Annotated in this window: 9 protein-coding genes; 3 read left to right on the top strand and 6 right to left on the bottom strand. The window is 65.8% G+C overall.

All coding sequences use genetic code 11. From position 1 onward, the window contains the following. Positions 1 to 37: 37 nt before the first annotated feature. A complete protein-coding gene (locus ON058_RS03985; RefSeq protein ID WP_274667721.1) occupies positions 38 to 3085 on the bottom strand; it encodes a UPF0182 family protein in 3048 nt (1015 codons plus the stop codon). 46 nt (positions 3086 to 3131) lie between these two features. Then, complete coding sequence (locus ON058_RS03980; protein WP_274667720.1) at positions 3132 to 4235, bottom strand: PDZ domain-containing protein; 1104 nt, start codon at positions 4233 to 4235, stop codon at positions 3132 to 3134. 108 nt (positions 4236 to 4343) lie between these two features. Here ON058_RS03980 and ON058_RS03975 point away from each other — a divergent pair, with 108 nt between their 5' ends. Next, positions 4344 to 5771 (top strand): zinc-dependent metalloprotease, encoded by a 1428-nt coding sequence (locus tag ON058_RS03975; protein ID WP_274667719.1) that lies wholly within the window; start codon positions 4344 to 4346, stop codon positions 5769 to 5771. Between the two features lie 138 nt (positions 5772 to 5909). After that, positions 5910 to 6068, top strand: a complete 159-nt coding sequence (locus ON058_RS03970) for a DUF5679 domain-containing protein (RefSeq protein ID WP_143340430.1) — start codon at positions 5910 to 5912, stop codon at positions 6066 to 6068. 925 nt (positions 6069 to 6993) lie between these two features. Here ON058_RS03970 and ON058_RS03965 read toward each other — a convergent pair. Next, a complete protein-coding gene (locus tag ON058_RS03965) occupies positions 6994 to 8973 on the bottom strand; it encodes an ATP-dependent helicase (RefSeq protein ID WP_274667718.1) in 1980 nt (659 codons plus the stop codon). Positions 8974 to 8987: 14 nt separating this feature from the next. Next, positions 8988 to 9914 (bottom strand): NAD(+) diphosphatase, encoded by a 927-nt coding sequence (gene nudC / locus ON058_RS03960; protein WP_274667717.1) that lies wholly within the window; start codon positions 9912 to 9914, stop codon positions 8988 to 8990. Between the two features lie 132 nt (positions 9915 to 10046). Between nudC and ON058_RS03955 the strand changes: the two genes are divergently transcribed. Continuing rightward, the gene (locus tag ON058_RS03955) at positions 10047 to 10982 is read left to right on the top strand and encodes a phosphotransferase (RefSeq protein ID WP_274667716.1); all 936 of its coding nucleotides are present in this window, start codon (positions 10047 to 10049) and stop codon (positions 10980 to 10982) included. Here the strand turns inward: ON058_RS03955 and ON058_RS03950 are convergent. Next, complete coding sequence (locus ON058_RS03950) at positions 10979 to 14284, bottom strand: ATP-dependent DNA helicase (RefSeq protein WP_274667715.1); 3306 nt, start codon at positions 14282 to 14284, stop codon at positions 10979 to 10981. The genes ON058_RS03955 and ON058_RS03950 overlap by 4 nt on opposite strands. Then, positions 14281 to 17439, bottom strand: a complete 3159-nt coding sequence (locus tag ON058_RS03945; protein ID WP_274667714.1) for an ATP-dependent DNA helicase — start codon at positions 17437 to 17439, stop codon at positions 14281 to 14283. Before ON058_RS03945 ends, ON058_RS03950 begins: the two co-directional genes overlap by 4 nt. Positions 17440 to 17454: the final 15 nt, after the last annotated feature.

Raw genomic sequence — 17454 nt, 5'->3', positions numbered from 1 at the left:
CCACAGTCCAAATCGCCTCCGCTGACGAGGTGAAGAACTACTCCGTGGAGCCGCTCGTCAGCTCCACAATGCGGTCGTCGGCGGCAACGGCGCGAGCCAGTGCCTCCTCGAGGGCATCCTGTGCCTCACCGTAGGCGGCGAAGTCGCCGTCAGCCAGTGCAGCGTTGCCGTCCTCGATGGCCTGCTGGGCGTCCGCGAGGGCGGAGTGCAGTTCGGCCTGGGCGGCTGCAAGGTCCGCGGTAGCGAGGTCGGAGTTGCCGTCCGAGGTTTCGGTCGGTTCGGGTGTGGAAGTTTCCGAAGGCTCGGTGCTGGGGTCCGTCGTGGAACCGTCCGTGGGTTCGTCAACGGTGCCCTCGCCGGCGTCGCCTTCTTCCGCGATCTGACCGTCGTCCGTGATGGTTTCGGTCTCGTCGGGTGCCTCAGGGGCGGCTCCTTCACCAAACACCTGGTCCAGTGCTTCCTGGAGGGTGTCGGCAAAGCCCACTTCCTCACCGAAGGACACGAACACCTTGCGCAGCAGCGGAATCTGCGTGCCCTCGGAGGCCTGGACGTAAACCGGCTGGACGTACAGCAGTCCGCCGCCCACAGGCAGGGTGAGCAGGTTTCCGTTGATCACGTCCGTTTCACCCTGGCGCAGCAGGTTCAGGGTCGTCTGGGCGTTGGAGTCCGAGTTGAAGTCGTTCTGGACTTGACCGGGTCCGGGGATGGACACGTCGCGCGGCAGTTCAAGCAGACGCAACTGGCCGTAGCCTTCTGCGACTTCGCCGTCCTTGTCGCCGGTCTCGGAGTCGACGGCAAGGTATCCGGTGAGGATGTTGCGGTCGGTGTTACCACCAGGAATGTAGGTGGTGTAGAGCGAGAACGAGGGCTCGTCCTGGCCGGGCATCTGCAGCGTCAGGTAGTACGGAGGCTGCAGCACGGAGTCGCCCGAGGTGGGGTCGTCCGGCGTGTTCCATTCGTCCTGACCGGAGTAGAAGGCCGATGCGTCAGTCACGTGGTACCGCTCGAGCAATGCGCGCTGAACGGCGAACATCTCTTCCGGGTACCGCAGGTGGCTCATCAGGTCGCCCGAGATTTCGGACATGGGCTGGATGGCCGTGGGGAAGATGTTGCTCCAGGTCTTGAGGATGGGGTCCTCTTCGTCCCAGGCGTACAGCGTCACGGAGCCGTCGTAGGCGTCCACGGTGGCCTTCACGGAGTTGGCCATGTAGTTGAGCTGCGACGGCAGCGGGTTGGTTTCCGAGCTGGCGAACAACGCGGAGGAGTTCACCGGCGCGGAGTACGGGTAGCGGTCAGTGGTGGTGTATCCGTCCACCACCCACACGACGCGGCCGTCCACGACTGCGGGGTAGGTCTTGGAGTCAAGCTCCAGGTAGGGGGCCACCCGGCCCACGCGCTCCAGCGGGTCGCGGTAGTACAGCACCTGCGATTCGGAGGTCACGCGGTCGGAGAACAGGATCTGCTGTTCTCCGAACTTGATGGCGTACATCAGCTTCTCGAAGAAGCTACCGATGCTGGGGCCACCTTCACCTTGGTAGGTGGTGTTCACCTGGCCGGTGGGGGCATCGTCGTCCGGGTAGTCAAGCTCCCATGGCTCGGTGCCTTCCGGTGCACCCACGATGGAGTACGGCGGGAGGGTCTGACCGAAGTAGATGCGGGGCTCTTCCACGTTGAGCAGACCGGTCGAGGGGATGCCGCCTTCGTAGAAGGAGGGCTGACCGTCGGAGGTGCTGCGGTTGCCGTATGCGGCGGCGACACCGAATCCGTGCGTGTACACCGTGGTGTCGTTCACCCAGGTGCGGTTGGCGTCGGACAGGCCGCTGAGGTCGAGCTCGCGGACTGCGATCACGGTGTCTTGGATTTCGCCGTCGATGCGGTAGCGGTCAACTGCGAGCTGATCGGGGAAGTTGTAGTACTGCTTGTTCTGCTGGAGCTGACGGAACGCCGGGGAGACGATGTTCGGGTCCAGCAGACGGATCTGGGCAGTGGCTTCAGCGTCGGCACGCAGGGCGTCGGGATCTGCCTCGGTGGCAGCGTCGTATTGGGTGGTTTCGACTTGGTCGATTCCGTACGCCTCCAACGTCGCGTCGATGTTGCGCTGAATGTATTCGGCTTCCAGTTCCTGAGCGTTGGGCTCCACCTGGAAGTTCTGGACGATCGCGGGGTAAATGCCACCGATCGCGACGGCAGACAGCACCATGAGGGATACACCCGCGATCGGGATACGCCAGTCACCGCGCCAGATCACGGCCAGGAACATCAGCCCCACAAGGATCGCGATACCGACCAGGATGATGCGGGCAGGCAGGATGGCGTGAATGTCGGTGTAGCCGGCGCCATAGAACTTTTCGCCCTGAGAGTTCAGGAGGGCGTACTGCTCAAGCCAGTAGTTCGCGGCGATGCCCAGCATCACCAGGAGGCCGGAGATCGCGAGCTGGATGCGCGCGCCGCCCGATGCCACGAACACGCGACCGCCACCGGCGATACCGCCGTACACGAGGTGCACGAACGCGGCGAGCAGGGTGCACAGGATGCTGATGACCAGCCAGAAGCCCACGAGCGTTTGCAGGATGGGCAGGGTGAAGACGTAGAACGAGACGTCGAACCCGAACTGGGGGTCAACGGTGCCGAACGGCTCGTGGTTCCACCAGGCCAGGAAGTCTTCCCAGCGGCCGGACATCGAGAAGCCCGCGATGACACCCACGAAGATGGGCAGGGCGACCATGATGGCGCGTTCGAGAGGCTGCACCTGTTCGCGCAGCTGGTCGACGGGGGTGCGGCGGGTGCTGACCGCGGGCCGGGCACGCTTGGCGAGCCACAGCGACAGCCAGACGGCACCTCCGGCGACAACGCCGAAGATGGCGAACAGGATGAGGCGAACCACCCACTGGGTCCAGAACACGGACTCGAAGCCCAGTTGCTGATACCAGGCAACTTCCGTCCAGACCTGCGCAAAGATCACGGTCAGGAGGAGGAAGATGCCCAGCGCAACAAGCGCTACGAGGAGCGGCGAGCGCCGGCGCGGGGGCTCGGCTACGGGCCGCGTGGGCCTTGGTCGGTCGGCAGATCGGTCGTCGAAGGTCACTGATGGAGTCCTTTATGTCACAGCTATGGAACTGGCTTAAGCGTAATCAGGGAGCGGTGCAGGTGGCCAGTGCTGAGGTATCACCAGCACCGATCGCCTGGATGGCGGCGTACGCGTCGTCGACGGTGTCGACCGCGAACACCTCGAGTCCTTCTGGCACGTGGTCGACAACTTCGTCGCAGTTCTCCACGGGGGCCAGGAAGTAGGTAGCGCCGGCATCGCGGGCACCGAACATCTTCATTTGGATTCCGCCGATGGGGTGGACGTCGCCGTCTGCGGTGAGTGCACCCGTTCCTGCGACGTGGGCACCGTTGAGTTCGTCTTCTTCGGTGAGCTTGTCGAGGATGCCGAGCGAGAACATCATGCCGGCGCTCGGGCCGCCGACCTTGTCGATTTGGACCGTCACGTCGATGGGAAGGTCAAAGTTCGGGTCGATGTACAGCCCCATGACGGGGTTACCGGCGCCGTCGTCATCGAGCGCGAATGTCGCCTCGCCTTCGACGCCGTCACGGTCGTAGGTCACCGTGGCGTCGTCCCCCGGTTGGAGGGCGTCGATGGCGTCGGTCAACTCGGTGAAGGTCGCGACTGGTTGGCCGTCGAACGCAAGGATGACGTCGTCGGCTTCGATGAGGCCTTGGGCGTTTGAGGTGGGTGACAGCGCGGCAACGGTCAGGGTGGCGGGGACGGGTTCGCCAAGGACTTCAAGGGCCGCAACGGTGGCGGCTTCTTGGGAGGTCACCCATTCCACCTGGGACTGTTCGTCGAACTCTTCTTCTTCGTCGGGAGTGCCGAACACCGCTTCTTCGGGCTGGGTGTAGCGCTCGGGAGACATCCAGGCGCGCAGGACCGGGCCCATGGTGAAGAGTTCCGAGCTGGACCGGCCGACGGACACCGTCGTGAGGCGCAGTTCCCCTGAGGCGGCGAACGTTTCTGCACCGTCGATCTGCACCAGCGGGACTCCGTCGGCGTCTTCACCGAGGGTGTCGTAGGTGGGGCCGGGTCCGCCGATGGCGAACTGTGCCGGAAGGACCGACAGCACAGCCATGAGCACGGCTGCTGTGAGGCCTGCAACAGACATCACCGTGTAGCGGTGGGCACCGATCTCGGGCGCTTCCGTGTGCTCAATGTCAGTCTCATCGTGAGGCGTCACCTGCCCATCATTGCTTATAGCGAACGATGCGCCCAACTCCGGGCAAGGCGGGTTAGTTTGGACGCGGGCGCACGACGGACGCCCGTCATCAACTCCAGGAGACGTGACGTGAGCGACGACAACACCCCGTGGATGCGCCTGTTGCGCGAACTTTTTGGTGACGATGCCGAGGCTGCGATGGAGGAACTTCAGCGCATGGGCATGGATCCGAGTGCGCTCGCGCAGGCGTCGGGCATGCTGGACAACCCCGCCATGATGGACCATGTTTTGTCGCAGATTCGGTCGCTGATCTCGCAGTCGGCCGGCGAGGACGTGAACTGGACGCTGGCGCACGATGTGGCGCGCGGGGTGGCAGCACAGGGCGGCGACCCCACGGTGACGGAGGCGGTCGCGCAGACTCATCGGACGGCGGTGTCTCGTGCAGAGCTGTGGCTGGACGCGGTCACGGACTTTAACCCGTCTCCGTTGGATCCCAAGGTGTGGAGCCGTGCTGAGTGGGTCGAGGCCACCCTTCCTACGTGGCGCGTGCTGACAGGTCCTGTGGCGGTGAGCGTGTCGAAGGCTCTTGGTGGAATCTTGCGCGGCGCCCGTGAGGATGAGTCACTTGCGGCGATGATGCCGGGGGCCGATGCTTCTGCGCTGGTGGGTTCGGTCAGCCCCACGGTATGTGGGATGCACATGGGCCAGGCTGCGGGACAGATGGCGCGGGAGACTTTTGGTGCAACGGACTTGGGCTTCCCGCTGTTGACGGAGTTGCGTGTGGCGCTGGTGCCGAGCGTGATCAAGGAGTTCGCCGACGGCCTCGAAGTTCCCGAGGATGAAGTGCTGACGTTCCTGGCGTTGCGCGAGGCCGCGCACGTGCGCCTGTTCACGGCCGCTCCGTGGCTTCCCGGCCATCTGCACCATCTGATTGAACGGTATGCCGCGGGCATTCACATTGACATTGAGGCGCTCGACGATGCGGTGTCGCAGGTGGGGATGTCTGATCCGGCCAAGTTGCAGGAAGCGCTCACCCGCGGGATTTTCCAGCCCCGCCATTCGGAGGGGCAGGAAGCGACGCTCGCCTCGATCGAGACGTTGCTGGCGTTGATTGAAGGCTGGGTGGATGAGGTCACGCTGCGTGCCGCGGCTCCTCACCTGCCGGCGATTGGTTCGCTGAGCGAGATGCTGCGTCGCCGCCGCGCCGCTGGTGGCCCTGCCGAAGACGCGTTCGCGACTCTGCTGGGGTTGGAGTTGCGTCCCCGCCGCATGCGTGAGGCGACGGCGTTGTGGCGTGAGCTGACGATTCGCGCTGGCCAGGACGAGCGTGACCGCGTGTGGTCCCACCCTGACATCTTGCCCACGGGCGATGACCTCCAGACCGCGAGCGCTTGGATTGACCGGTGGCTTGCGGGCCCGGACGCGGAGGATGAGGTCGACCGCGAGCTGGAAGCCTTGTTGAATGCCGCCGCTGGACAGAGCTCTGAGGATGATGCTCCGGAGCGTTCTGAGGGTGACTCCTCTGGCGATGGCAACGGTGACGAACGGCCCGAATAACTGCGGTCGTGCGACACGGCGGAGGCGGACCTTGTGCGCAAAACGCGTGTACGCCGTCTACGCTGTCTGATGATCGGCCCTCGTGGCCACCATGTGCTCGGCGTCCCGGCGCCGGGCGGACAAGAGAAGGAGAAGGCAATGGCCGACAAGTACCAGGGTGAGTTCTACTGCGTGAAGTGCAAGGACAAGCGCACCACCGAAGGCGACGTCGTCGTCTCCGAAAACGGTCGTCGCATGGCGAAGGCTGTCTGCCCCGAGTGCGGCACCAAGCTGAACCGCATCCTCGGCAAGGCCTAAGGCTTAGCACTTAACGCACACGCGTCTCAGCGGGTCGTCTCCTTCGTGGAGGCGGCCCGCTGATGTTTTTGCTCCTGTGGACAACGGCGTCGACCTGAGTGCTGGCTGACACGCTGAGGACATGGATCAGTCCTGGCGCGTCCCCGTGTTTGCCCTCCCCGATGGCGCTGTGCGCCTGGGGATTCACCGTCACACCATCACGGAAGGGTTGACGGATACCCAACGTGCGCAGTTGAGCGCAGGCGAGGGCTCTCCCCCGCATCAGCCCCGTCGGGCGTCTCCACGTGACGAGACCGCTTCGGGCCAGTCAAGGGCAGATGCTCCGGCCAGGTCGGTGCGGGTGCGCGCCACTGACGCGATCGCGAGACCGGTGGTGGATGCTTTGCGTGCGCGGGGGTTGCGCGTCGGTGCCGCGTCTCCTGCGCCGTGGGATGTGGCCAGTGCAGCGCCGCGGGTGACGCGTGCTTACCTCCGCCGGGACGAGTCTGACGTTGCCCGGGTGGAGGACTGGGATCGCGTGGATATCGAGGTGTGTGTGGCCATGGGAAGTCCGGCGCTTGTGACCCGGGCGCTCGTGGCTGAGGACGTTCCGCATGTGCTGGTCGTGGCAGACGAGTGGGGTGTGACAGTGGGGCCGGTGGTGGTGCCCGGTGTGAGCGCGTGCGGCGTATGTGTGGACTTATGGCGCACGGAAGGAGACCCCACGTGGCCCTATGTCGCGATCCAATGCCAGGGCAGGGCACCGCGGATTCCTGCGGCGTTGCGTATCGATGTTGCGGCGTTGGTGTCGCGGATCTGTGCCGCGCCAACAGTGGATCCTGGGGCTGAGGTGTGGCGGGTGGAGCAGGGCTCCTTGACGAGTTCGCCTCCACCGCCGCCTCATCCAGAGTGTCACTGCGGCGCGGCTGGCTCCGTGGGGGCGGGGTTAGTGTTCGGCGACGATCTCGAGGATCTGGAGTCCGAACGTTTGCAGTTTGGTAGCGCCGATGCCATGGACGCCTGCGAGTTCTCCCAGGGTTCCGGGGCGGACCCGAGCGATTTCGGCCATCGTTGAGTCGACGATCACCGTGAAAGCTGGCTTACCGGCCTCCTTCGCGACGGCTGCACGCCAGGCTTTGAGCGACTCGAACAGCCGCAAGTCTTCCGGACCCAACTCGCTCAAGCGATCGTTGGTGGAGCGGCGTACGGGCTTGCGGGCCACGGCATCGGGCCAAGACTTCTCAAGAAAGCGGGTGCGCTTACGGGTGGACCGCCCGCCTGCCTTGCGTGCGCGAGCAAAACTCAACTGCAAGTGTTCCCGGGCGCGAGTGATCGCCACATAGAGCAGGCGCCGCTCTTCCTCAATCGCTTCCGGAGTTTCCGCCATTGACACGGGCAACAACCCTTCGGAGCAGCCAGCGATGAACACGGCGTCCCATTCCAGGCCCTTGGCAGCATGCATGGTGGTGAGGGTGACTCCCTCCACGGTGGGCGCGTGTTGTGCTTGCGCGCGCTCCACGAGGTGCTCGACGAACTCTCGCAAGCTGGCGCCACCAGCATCGGCGTCAAAATCATCCGCGAGCTGAACGAGCGATTGCAGGGACTCCCACCGTTCGCGCACCGCACCGCGCGCGGCGGGGGCTTCCTCTTTCCAGCCCGCATCGAGCAACGCCGACCGCACTTGCTCGCCAAGGGGATCTTCGGTGGCGGAGACCGCCGCACCGCGAAGCAGCACCATCGCCTTGCGCACTTCTTCCCGGTCGAAGAACCGCTGGCCGCCACGCACCAGGTAGCCGATGCCCCGCTCCGCGAGCGCTTCCTCGAGGACTTCCGACTGACTGTTGACGCGATACAGCACCGCAATCTCGGATGCCGCGACACCCTGCGTCATGAGGCGAGCGATGCTGTCGGCGATACCCTCAGCTTCCGCCTGCTCGTCTTCGTAGGCGCGGTACACCGGTTCGGGGCCGTGGGGGCGTTGCGCCACCAGTTCCACGCCTGCCTGTCCGGCTCCGCGCTGTGCCATCAGCCCATTCGCGAGTTTCACCACTTGCGGAGTCGACCGGTAGTCCCGCACGAGCCGCACCACGTGCGCATTGTCATAGGTCCGTGTGAACCCCAACAGATGCTGCGGCGACGCCCCCGCAAAGGAGTAGATGGTCTGAGCGGGGTCGCCCACCACGCACAGGTCATTGCGGCCGCCCAGCCACTGCTCCAACAGGAACTGCTGGAGCGGGGAAACGTCCTGGTACTCGTCCACGACAAAGTGGCGATACTGACGGCGGATCTGGTCGCCCACCTCGTGGTGGCGGCCAATGATGTCCGCCAACAGCAACAGGATGTCCTCGAAGTCCAGCACCACCGCCTGCGTCTTCGCTTCCTCATAGGCGCGAATGACATCGGCCATCTGCTGAGCATCGACGCCTGCGGGCGTGGGCCGTCCCTCCTTCGCCACCACAGCCGCGTAATCCTCGGGGGACACCAGCGCCACCTTGGACCACTCGATCTCGGAAGCGAGGTCGCGCACCATCAGCCGGTCAGGGCTCAGCCCCGCCTGACGAGCCGCGCGTCCCACCAGCGGCGCCTTCTGCTCCACCAGCTGAGGCATCTGGCCGCCCACGACCTGCGGCCAAAAGTAACTCAGCTGCCGCAACGCTGCGGCGTGAAAAGTACGGGCCTGCACACCGTGCGCACCCAAACCCTTGAGACGCTGCCGCATCTCCCCTGCAGCACGCGCAGTGAACGTCACCGCGAGCACTGACTGCGGGTTGTATGCCCCTACCCGGACCCCATATGCGATCCGATGCGTGATGGCGCGAGTCTTGCCGGTCCCTGCGCCTGCAAGCACACACACGGGACCATGAAGCGCCGTCGCAACTTCACGTTGCTCAGGGTCAAGGGCATCAAGAATGGATTCGGCTGACATCGCCACCTATGTTCTCAGGTGTCACTGACATGGTCGGTGGAACCCGCGTCCACGACCAGGTCGCCTCCGAACCACGCTTCCAGCATCGTGCGCGCAATCGACCCCACCGGGGGCGGCACCATCTCCCCCGCAGCAACAGCATCGGCCACATCCCGGCGCGACATCCACCGCGCCTCCGTGATCTCCTCCAGGTCAGGACTCAACTCCGTGGTCACGGCTCGGGCGCGGAAGCCCATCATCAATGACGCAGGAAACGGCCACGGCTGGGAGGCGACGTACTCGACGTCCGTGACCCGAACACCGACTTCCTCTTCCACTTCACGATGCACGGCCTGCTCCACGCTCTCCCCCGGCTCCACATACCCGGCCAACAAGGAGAAACGTCGCTGCGACCAGCGCGCCGCATGAGCGAGCAATAGCCTGTCCTGATCGTCCACCACGGTCACGATCATGGCCGGATCGCTGCGCGGGTAATGCTCGCGGCCGCACGACTCGCAGGCCCGCACCCAGCCACCCTTCACGGGAACAGTGCCGTCGCCACACACCGCGCAACGCGGGTGATTCGCATGCCATTGCGCCAGCGCCACGGCCGTGGTCGCCAGCTCGGTCCACGCATCGTCCTCTTCCCGGACCGATGCCACGGCCAGGAACGCCCGCAACGTCACCCAGGTGAGTCCATGGTTGGTGGCCACCCGCTCCGCATCGGCTTCAGTGTCGACAACCACCATCGCGAGGTCCCGACCGTCGAACGAACCCGCATACACACGCAAGTCCGGCGCTACGGAGTCCCCCAGCTCCACAATCGCCAGGCTCCCGTCAGCAACCGCCACAGACCCCCGGTGTACCAGCACCGCTGGGCACTGCGTCAAGTCAACAACGTCACGCCGGTGAGCAGCACGATCAATCAACAACGGGCCATGGAGAGGACGGAATCGAGTCACTCGCTCACGGTACGGCACCCGCCCCACCGGCCCGGACCAGCGATGGACCCCACCGACGGCACTTCACGCCGCTTGGACCGTGCAACGGCGTGGGTCATAGCGCGCCCCGGAAAATGGCTCTACGGTGAGCAGGTGCCTCGTTCTCCGCTAGCGCTAGCCGCGCTCGCGTCGGTTGCCGTGCCCGGCCTCGACGTGTACGACGTGCTGCGCAGCCCCCACTCAGATGCCGACTTTGATGTTGTGGTCGTCAAAGACTCCACCGGGCAACGGTGGATCGTCCGCGCACCACGCCGCGCCGCCGCCGGGGCCGCCCTGGAAGCCGAGCGCGGACTCCTCAAGGCATTGGGACGCGCACACGACACCGGCCTCATTTCCTTCGATGTGCCCCGCCCCAAGGGCGCGGCCTCGATGTCGGGAACGGACGATGGTCGCGCAATCGTGTACTCCGAAGTCCCGGGAGCACCACTGATGATGGCAAGGCTGGAGCCTGGTCCCGGACTGGCCGCCAACCTGGGCCGCGCGCTTGCTGAGATTCACGAGCTTCCCCCCACTCTCGTCGAAGACGAGGGGCTGCCCACCTATGACGCCGAGCAATACCGCCAACGCCGGCTCGCGGAACTCGATGCCGGTATTCACACCGGCAAGATCCCCCCACGCCTCGCCGACCGTTGGGAGCGCCAACTCGAGAACGTGTCATGGTGGCGCTTTGAACCCTGTGTGGTCCACGGAGACCTGGGCGAACACCAGATCATGGTGTCCGGCGACACGGTGCGTGGAGTGGTGGACTGGATGGACGCCCGCGTCGCCGACCCTGCCGACGACCTCGCATGGCTGGTCGCATCCGCACCCGAGGACATTGTCGATGCGGTCGTCGAGGCCTACCAGATGCGTCGGCGCGAAACTCCCGACGCGCACCTGCTGGACCGTGCACGCCTGGCGTCAGAACTCGCGCTGCTGCGATGGCTCATGTACGGCGTCCGAACCGACAACGCGGATGTCATTGCGGACGGCGAAGGCATGCTGGCGGACCTCGCCACCATGCTGTTCGACGACACCGACGAGGCTTAACCGCGGATCAGCGCGACAATCTCTTCGCGGTCCAACAGCCGCTCGGGCCGCACCGTCACGTCTGCACCCACGTAATAGAACGCGGCGTCGACGTCCTCAAGCGGGATTTGCTTCCATTCGGACCACGCCAGGCGGTACAACGCGAGCTGCACCTCACGTGCCGCTTTCTCTTGGGCGTCCCGTGGCGGCTTGCCTGACTTCCAATCCACCACCGTGACGCGGTCAAGGCCGTGACCTGGCGGGAACACCGCATCGATCCGGGAACGGACCGTGACTCCTTCGAGCGGGAGTTCCACACGCACTTCCACGTCGCTGGGCACGCGCGGCGCCCACTCCGAACTCGCGAAGGTCTCACGCAAATGCCGCACATCTTCCGAGTGTTGCGGGGCATCCCCCGCCTCGATGTCTTCGGCGGTGAGCAACGCAGTGTGGCCGTAATGGGCCTCGATCCACGCATGCAACGCGTTGCCGATCTCTGCTGCAACCGTGGGTTCCTGCGGCACTGGCCGCCGCAGCTGCTGAGCGAACGCTTCACGGTCTCGCCTCAACGCCACCAGAGCGGACGTGGTGAGGTGACTGGGCAGCGCGACTGAGGCGCTCGCGCCAAGGTACTCGTCACGTTCGGCGAGCATGGCTTCGACTTCTGCGGCGAGCGGCCAGTCGGGGTGCAGGGATTCGGGCGCGGACGTGCCCTCAGCAGGGTCAGCAAGATGGCCGCGAGTTTCCAGCGCGTCAACCACTTCGCGCGCCAACTGACGCCTGCGCTCCTGCTCAGGAGTGGGTGCGGGCGGCCACGATGCTTGCGCAGGAACGGACTCCGGTTTCTCGGCATCGGCGTCCGGTTCGGGACTCCACCCCTCTGTTGTCACCAAGCCCGCGTCCAGCAAGTCGCGCAGGAACAACGACGGCCGCGCAAGGGACTTGCCGGTAGTCCACCAGGAACCGCTCAGCAGTACATGCGAGCGTGCCCGCGTCAGCGCCACATAGAACAGCCGCCGTTCCTCGTCGACGGCATGCAACCCGGCTTCTTCCTTGAACGCGGTGATCGAGGCCCCGAGCGACGCGCCGTCAGCGACATCAGCCAGGTCCCAGACCGGCAGGTCCGCGCGGTCGAGTCGCAACTCATAAGGCAACGCACCGGCCTCACCCATCCACGCGCTGCTCTTCACCACCAACGTTGGACCGTCATCGGTGTCGACGAGCTTGGGCACGGCACCCGAAGGGAACTGGCTCCTGGACGTCCCATGAGTGCCTTCCGTGAGACCCGGGATCGCGACGATGTCCCATTCCAGACCCTTCGATGCGTGCGCGGTCAGGATCTGCACCGCGCCGGGTTCGGGGTCCTTTACGGGTGCGGTGAGCCCGCGTTCCTCGGAACTGGCAGCGTCGAGCCAGGCCAGGAATGCGCCGAGCGTGGCACGCTCTGCACCCACGGCGAAGCCTCGGGCGGCGTCAACGAACGCGTCAACGTTGCGGGCCGCACGGCCGTCGGGGCGGGCCACAGCCGCTTCGATGTCGAGGCCCCACGCGCGTTCGGTGAACACGATCAGTTCGGTGAGCGACAGGTAGCTGTGTTCGCGGATCGATCGAACGACGGTGTGGAGCGCATTCAGTCGACGCCGCCCTTCCGCGGTCAGCTGCCGTCCCTCGGGTGATACCCATCCGGCGGGAGGCAGATCGTCGAGCGCATCGACAATCGTGACGGACTCGTCGTCGTCACGTTGTGCGTCTCGTTGTGCCCAGTCCTTCAACGCCATCAGGTCGGCTGGTCCCAGCATCACCTTCTCCCCTGCGAGCACGCGCATGAGGGAGTCGCCTCGGGAGGGGTCGTGCACCACTTGCAGGAGTGCGATCAGTTCTGCAACCTCGGGCGTGTCCATGAGGCCGCCCAGGCCCACGACCTCATAGTCCAGTCCCGCGGCCTCCATGGCCGCGATGATTGCGCCGAACTGGACTCGGCGTCGGCACAGCACCGCAGCATTGGGAACCTCGCGGCCGGGCTTACGCAGTTCTTCGCGCCGGTCCTGGATGAACGCCACGAGCCGCGCGGCCTCGTCCTCAAGGTCCGCTGCCATCACGGCCTCGACTGCGGCGGAGGCCCGGTCTGGCTCGTCGCGTTGCAGATACTGTCCGGTGGACTTGAGCGGCGCGACGGAGACTTGCGGATGGTGCGGGAGCGCACTGGCGACGGTGTTGGCGACGCCAAGGACGGCGGCCTCGTTGCGCCACGACACGGAGAGCGATTGGGAGGTCACCGCACCGGGGCCACCGAACTCGGTGACAAATGAGGACAAAGCGCTGGCCGATGCGCCACGGAAACCATAGATGGCTTGGTTGGGGTCTCCCACAGCCATCACGGGGTGGTCCGCGCCAAAGATGGTGGAGAACAGGCGGAGTTGAGCCGGCGAAGTGTCTTGGAACTCGTCCAGCAGCACTACGCGGTAGCGGCTGCGTTCAATGGCTTGAACTGCCTCGACTTGGGCAAGTTCGACGCCGTAGGCAACTTGGTCGGAGAAGTCGAGGAACGCGCCGGTGCGCTTGCGCCGTTGAAACTCTTCGACCATCGATGACAGGTCGATGAGGGTGTGCAGGTGCCTGAGGTCCTTGGCATGCACAGTGGGGTTGCCGTTGCGGTTCACGAGTGCAGTTCCCGCTGAAGCGCGCGCGCCGGGCTTAGCCGGCATCTGTGCAAAGTCCGCGAGCAACCGCTCGGCCCACTGGCGCACCGCTTGGGGTGTGGTGAGATGCTCCCGCGTCTGTCCGCTGAGGCTCACGACCGCCTGGGTGAGGGTGCTTTCAGCTGCGGAACTGTGAACAGGGTCAACCCAGCCGGAGACGATGTCGTGTGCGATCTGCCAGAGGGCAGCTTGCGTCAACGTGGCGGAGTCAGGATCGACACCAAGGCGCAGACCGTGTTCTGCGACCAAGGATGCGGCATACCCGTTGTACGTCGCGACTGAGACGGGTGGTCGGGACGGGTCTTCGCCGAACGCCGCCGCAATGCGCGACGTCGACCGGTGGGCGATCTCTGCCGCTGCCTTGCGGGTGAAGGTGAGGCACAGGATTTCGTCGGGGCTGAGGGGGCGCCCAAAGAGCTCTTCGGCGTGGTCCAGCAGGTAGACCATCCGCATTGAAAGCGTCTCGGTTTTCCCCGAGCCTGCGCCGGCCACCACCAGGGTCGGTTCGAGTCCCGCGCCGATGATCGCGGCTTGTTCTGGCGTAGGTGTCGTGGTGGGATCCACGATGGCGCTGAGATCCGTGACCGACCGTGAGTGTCCCAGAATGATGCCCTCGTCGCTCATGACTCGCTCACCTGTCTTCCCTGGGGTTGCACGGGGCACGATCGCCGCACAGGGCACATGTCACACATGTCGTTCTCCACGGCCAGGAAGGTGGAAGCGCGCATGGTGGACACCACTGCTTCGAGGCGTGCTTGTTGTTCTTGTACGTCGATGGGGTCTTGGGAGGTGCGGGTGGACGTCACCTTGGCCCCTCCTACGAAGGCGAGCGCTGCACCGTTGGCAGTCTCGACGCCTCGGAATGCGCCATGGGCGGCCGCGAGCTGGTACATCGCCAGTTGTGCGTGGGTCGCCACGTCTCCCATGCGTCCGGGGTCGCCCGTTTTGAGGTCGACGATCGTGGTGGCACCGTCGACGTGTTCGACACGGTCGGCGCTTCCGGACAGGACGGCGTCCCCGATTTCCACCCGAAAACGTTGTTCGAGTTCGACGCTGTCGACGGGATGAGTCATGAAATAGTGCGCCAAGCGACTAATCATTGCGTCTGCTTTGGCGCGCAGTTGCTTGTCGGGAAGAGTGTCCGTGCCCGCGATCTGGGACCATCGCGCGTCGAGTTCGGCGGCCAGTTCCTCGTGAGTCCCGGAGGGCAGGTCTTGGGCGATCTCGTGGATGAGTGTGCCCAACTGTTGCTTGTGAGTGTCGGCTCCGGAACCGCCAGCGGTTTCGAGAGCCCACCGTAGCCCGCAACGTTCCACTCCTTCGACGCGTGAGGGCGAGACTCGCACGGGAGTCCCATCGGGGTAGAAGCCGTCGGTGGTGGAGGGGTCGGCGACGCCGTGCCAGGTGCGGGGATGCGCCCAGCTGACACCGCGGTCGGCTAGCGCTGCAAGTACTTGGACATACCCGTCGCGTTCGGGAGGGTCGGCGGTGGCTCCCTGCCCGCGGAGCGATGCGACGGCGTGTCTGAGGTCGGCCACGTACGGCACCGTTCCCGATTCGACGATGGGAACATTCGCGGCTGCGGCGACCCATTCCACAAAGCGGGAAGGCCGGGTCTCATCGTCTTGGACGCTGGTGACGATCACGCGGGTGCGGGCCCGTGAGAATCCGACGGCGAAGGACCGGGCTTCGTCGTCGAGGACAGCACGTCGCGCGCTGGAAGCAATGTGGGTGCGCCGTTCGGGGGTGAGGAGTTCCGGGGCCGCGCGGCCGGACACAATCTCGGCCAGATGTTGCGCACCGAGCACGGAGTCGCGAAGACGGAGGTTGGGCCACACGCCTTCTTCCACCCCGGCCAGCACCACGACGTCCCATTCGCGGCCTGCGGCGGATGCGGGCGTGACGAAACTGACCGCGTCTATTCCTTGCGCGCGTGCCCCCAGGCTGTCGGCGGCGAAGTCCTGGGATTCGAGGTGGTCGATGAAGCGGCGCATGCGGCCCGACGGCATGCGTTCTTCGAAGTTCTGCGCCTCACGCAGCAAGGCAATGACGGCGTCAAGGTCTGCATCGTCCCGCGCTGAACCTGCGAGTGCGGCTTCCCGCCACGTCTCGACGACGTCGACGGTGGTCCACAGCGCCCAGATCACGCGCCGTGGTGACGCCTGTTCCGCTTCGATCAGGTGGCGGGCGTTGGCGACTGCGGTGCTCGCCCGCTCGGCTGCCCGCACCTCGGGCCCGTCGAGGCTGGCCCACCTTTCGGGATGCCCCATGGCCTCGATCAGGAGTTCTGCCGAGCTGCGCATGCCGCCTGACGAGCGTTCTTCTCTGACGAGCGCGCGTCGCACTCTTCGCACGCCTACAGGGTCAAGCCCGATGACGCGCGACGACAGGACGTCGACCACTTCTTCCTCGGTCCACGGTTCCAGCCCGGCGGCCCGGCGCGCCATGAGCAGCAGCGGGGCTACAGCGCCATGTTCATGGAGTGCGACGCCGTCGCCGAGCGCGTCACACGGAATGTCTGCGCCCAGGAGGTCGGCCCGTAACTCGCGCAGTTGAGTGTTGGACCGTGCGATCACGGCCATGCGGGACCACGGGAGCCGGTCCTGAGACGTGCCGATGCGGGCCCGGCGGAGTGCCGCGGCGATGGTTCGCGACTGGGCGTAGCGGTGTGGCGCGACAGTGATCGATACGTCGGCGCCTGCCGCGGGGCGGGGCGCCACGCGTGCGGATCCGACGGATTGGGTGCCGATGTGTTGCACGAGCGCGTCGGTGACGCCCGCGAGCGCGGTGGTCTGACGGTGGTTGCCGTGAAGTTTCCACAGGGTCGCGTCGAAGCCCCAGTTGCGTTGTCCGCTGCCGCGGGACTGCGGTGGCTGTGTCGCTGCTGCGAGGGCTCCGGGGACTGCTCCGCGATATCCCTGGACGGATTCGTCGGCATTGCCAGCGAGAACGATGCGCGCTCCGCCTTCGACAATGGCCTGAAGCAGGTCAACGACGGCTTCGGTGGCGTCGTGATAGTCGTCGACGATGGCGAGGTCCCAGCTGGGGGCGGGCCCCCAGGCCGGGTCCCAGGTGCGCAGGGCCGCCGCTGCTTCGCGCGCGACGCTTGCGGGGTCGTACTTCAGTCCTTGGTCACTGGGGAGGCTGCGGAGGAACACGTTGTCGAGGTAGTCGTCCATGACGTCTGCACCGGCTACCCATTCGCGACGCCCGGTGACCTGTCCCCAGTCGCGCAAGTCGTCGGGGCTGAGGCCAGCCTCGGTGGCGCGCATCAGGAGGTCGCGCAACTCGTGGCGGAAGCCGGGCAGGGCGGTCGCATCGTCCGGGACCACGCCGTTCCATTGGGGTTGGCGTCCGGCGCCGGCACGATGCCCATCGAGGAGTTCGCGGAGCAGTGCGTCCTGGTCTGCGCCCGTGATGAGGGAGGGTTCGGGTTCTCCCGCGGCGCGCGCCCGTGCGGAGAGGATGGCGTGAGCGACCGACGCAGGGGTGCGCACGACCGGCACACCGGACGGACGGTCGAGCGCAGCCGACACCCCGTCACGGAGTCCGGCAGCCGCCTCGCGGGTGGGTGCCAACACCACGAGCCGCTCGGGCGCGATCCCGTGGACCGATGCCGCCTTCGCGATTGCAGCGACCGTCACGGTCTTACCTGATCCAGCAGGACCGACGACGACATGGTTGCCGCCCCCCAGCACTCCCTCAATGACGGCCTGCTGCGACGAGTCGAGAGTGGGCGCTACCGGAGCGTGCTCCGGCGAGGTGAGGCGAACGGACATGGGACTACTTCACCA

The organism is Demequina sp. B12, from assembly GCF_028823635.1.
Taxonomy (GTDB): Bacteria; Actinomycetota; Actinomycetes; order Actinomycetales; family Demequinaceae; genus Demequina.
This window is presented reverse-complemented; position numbering and strand designations above follow the sequence as displayed.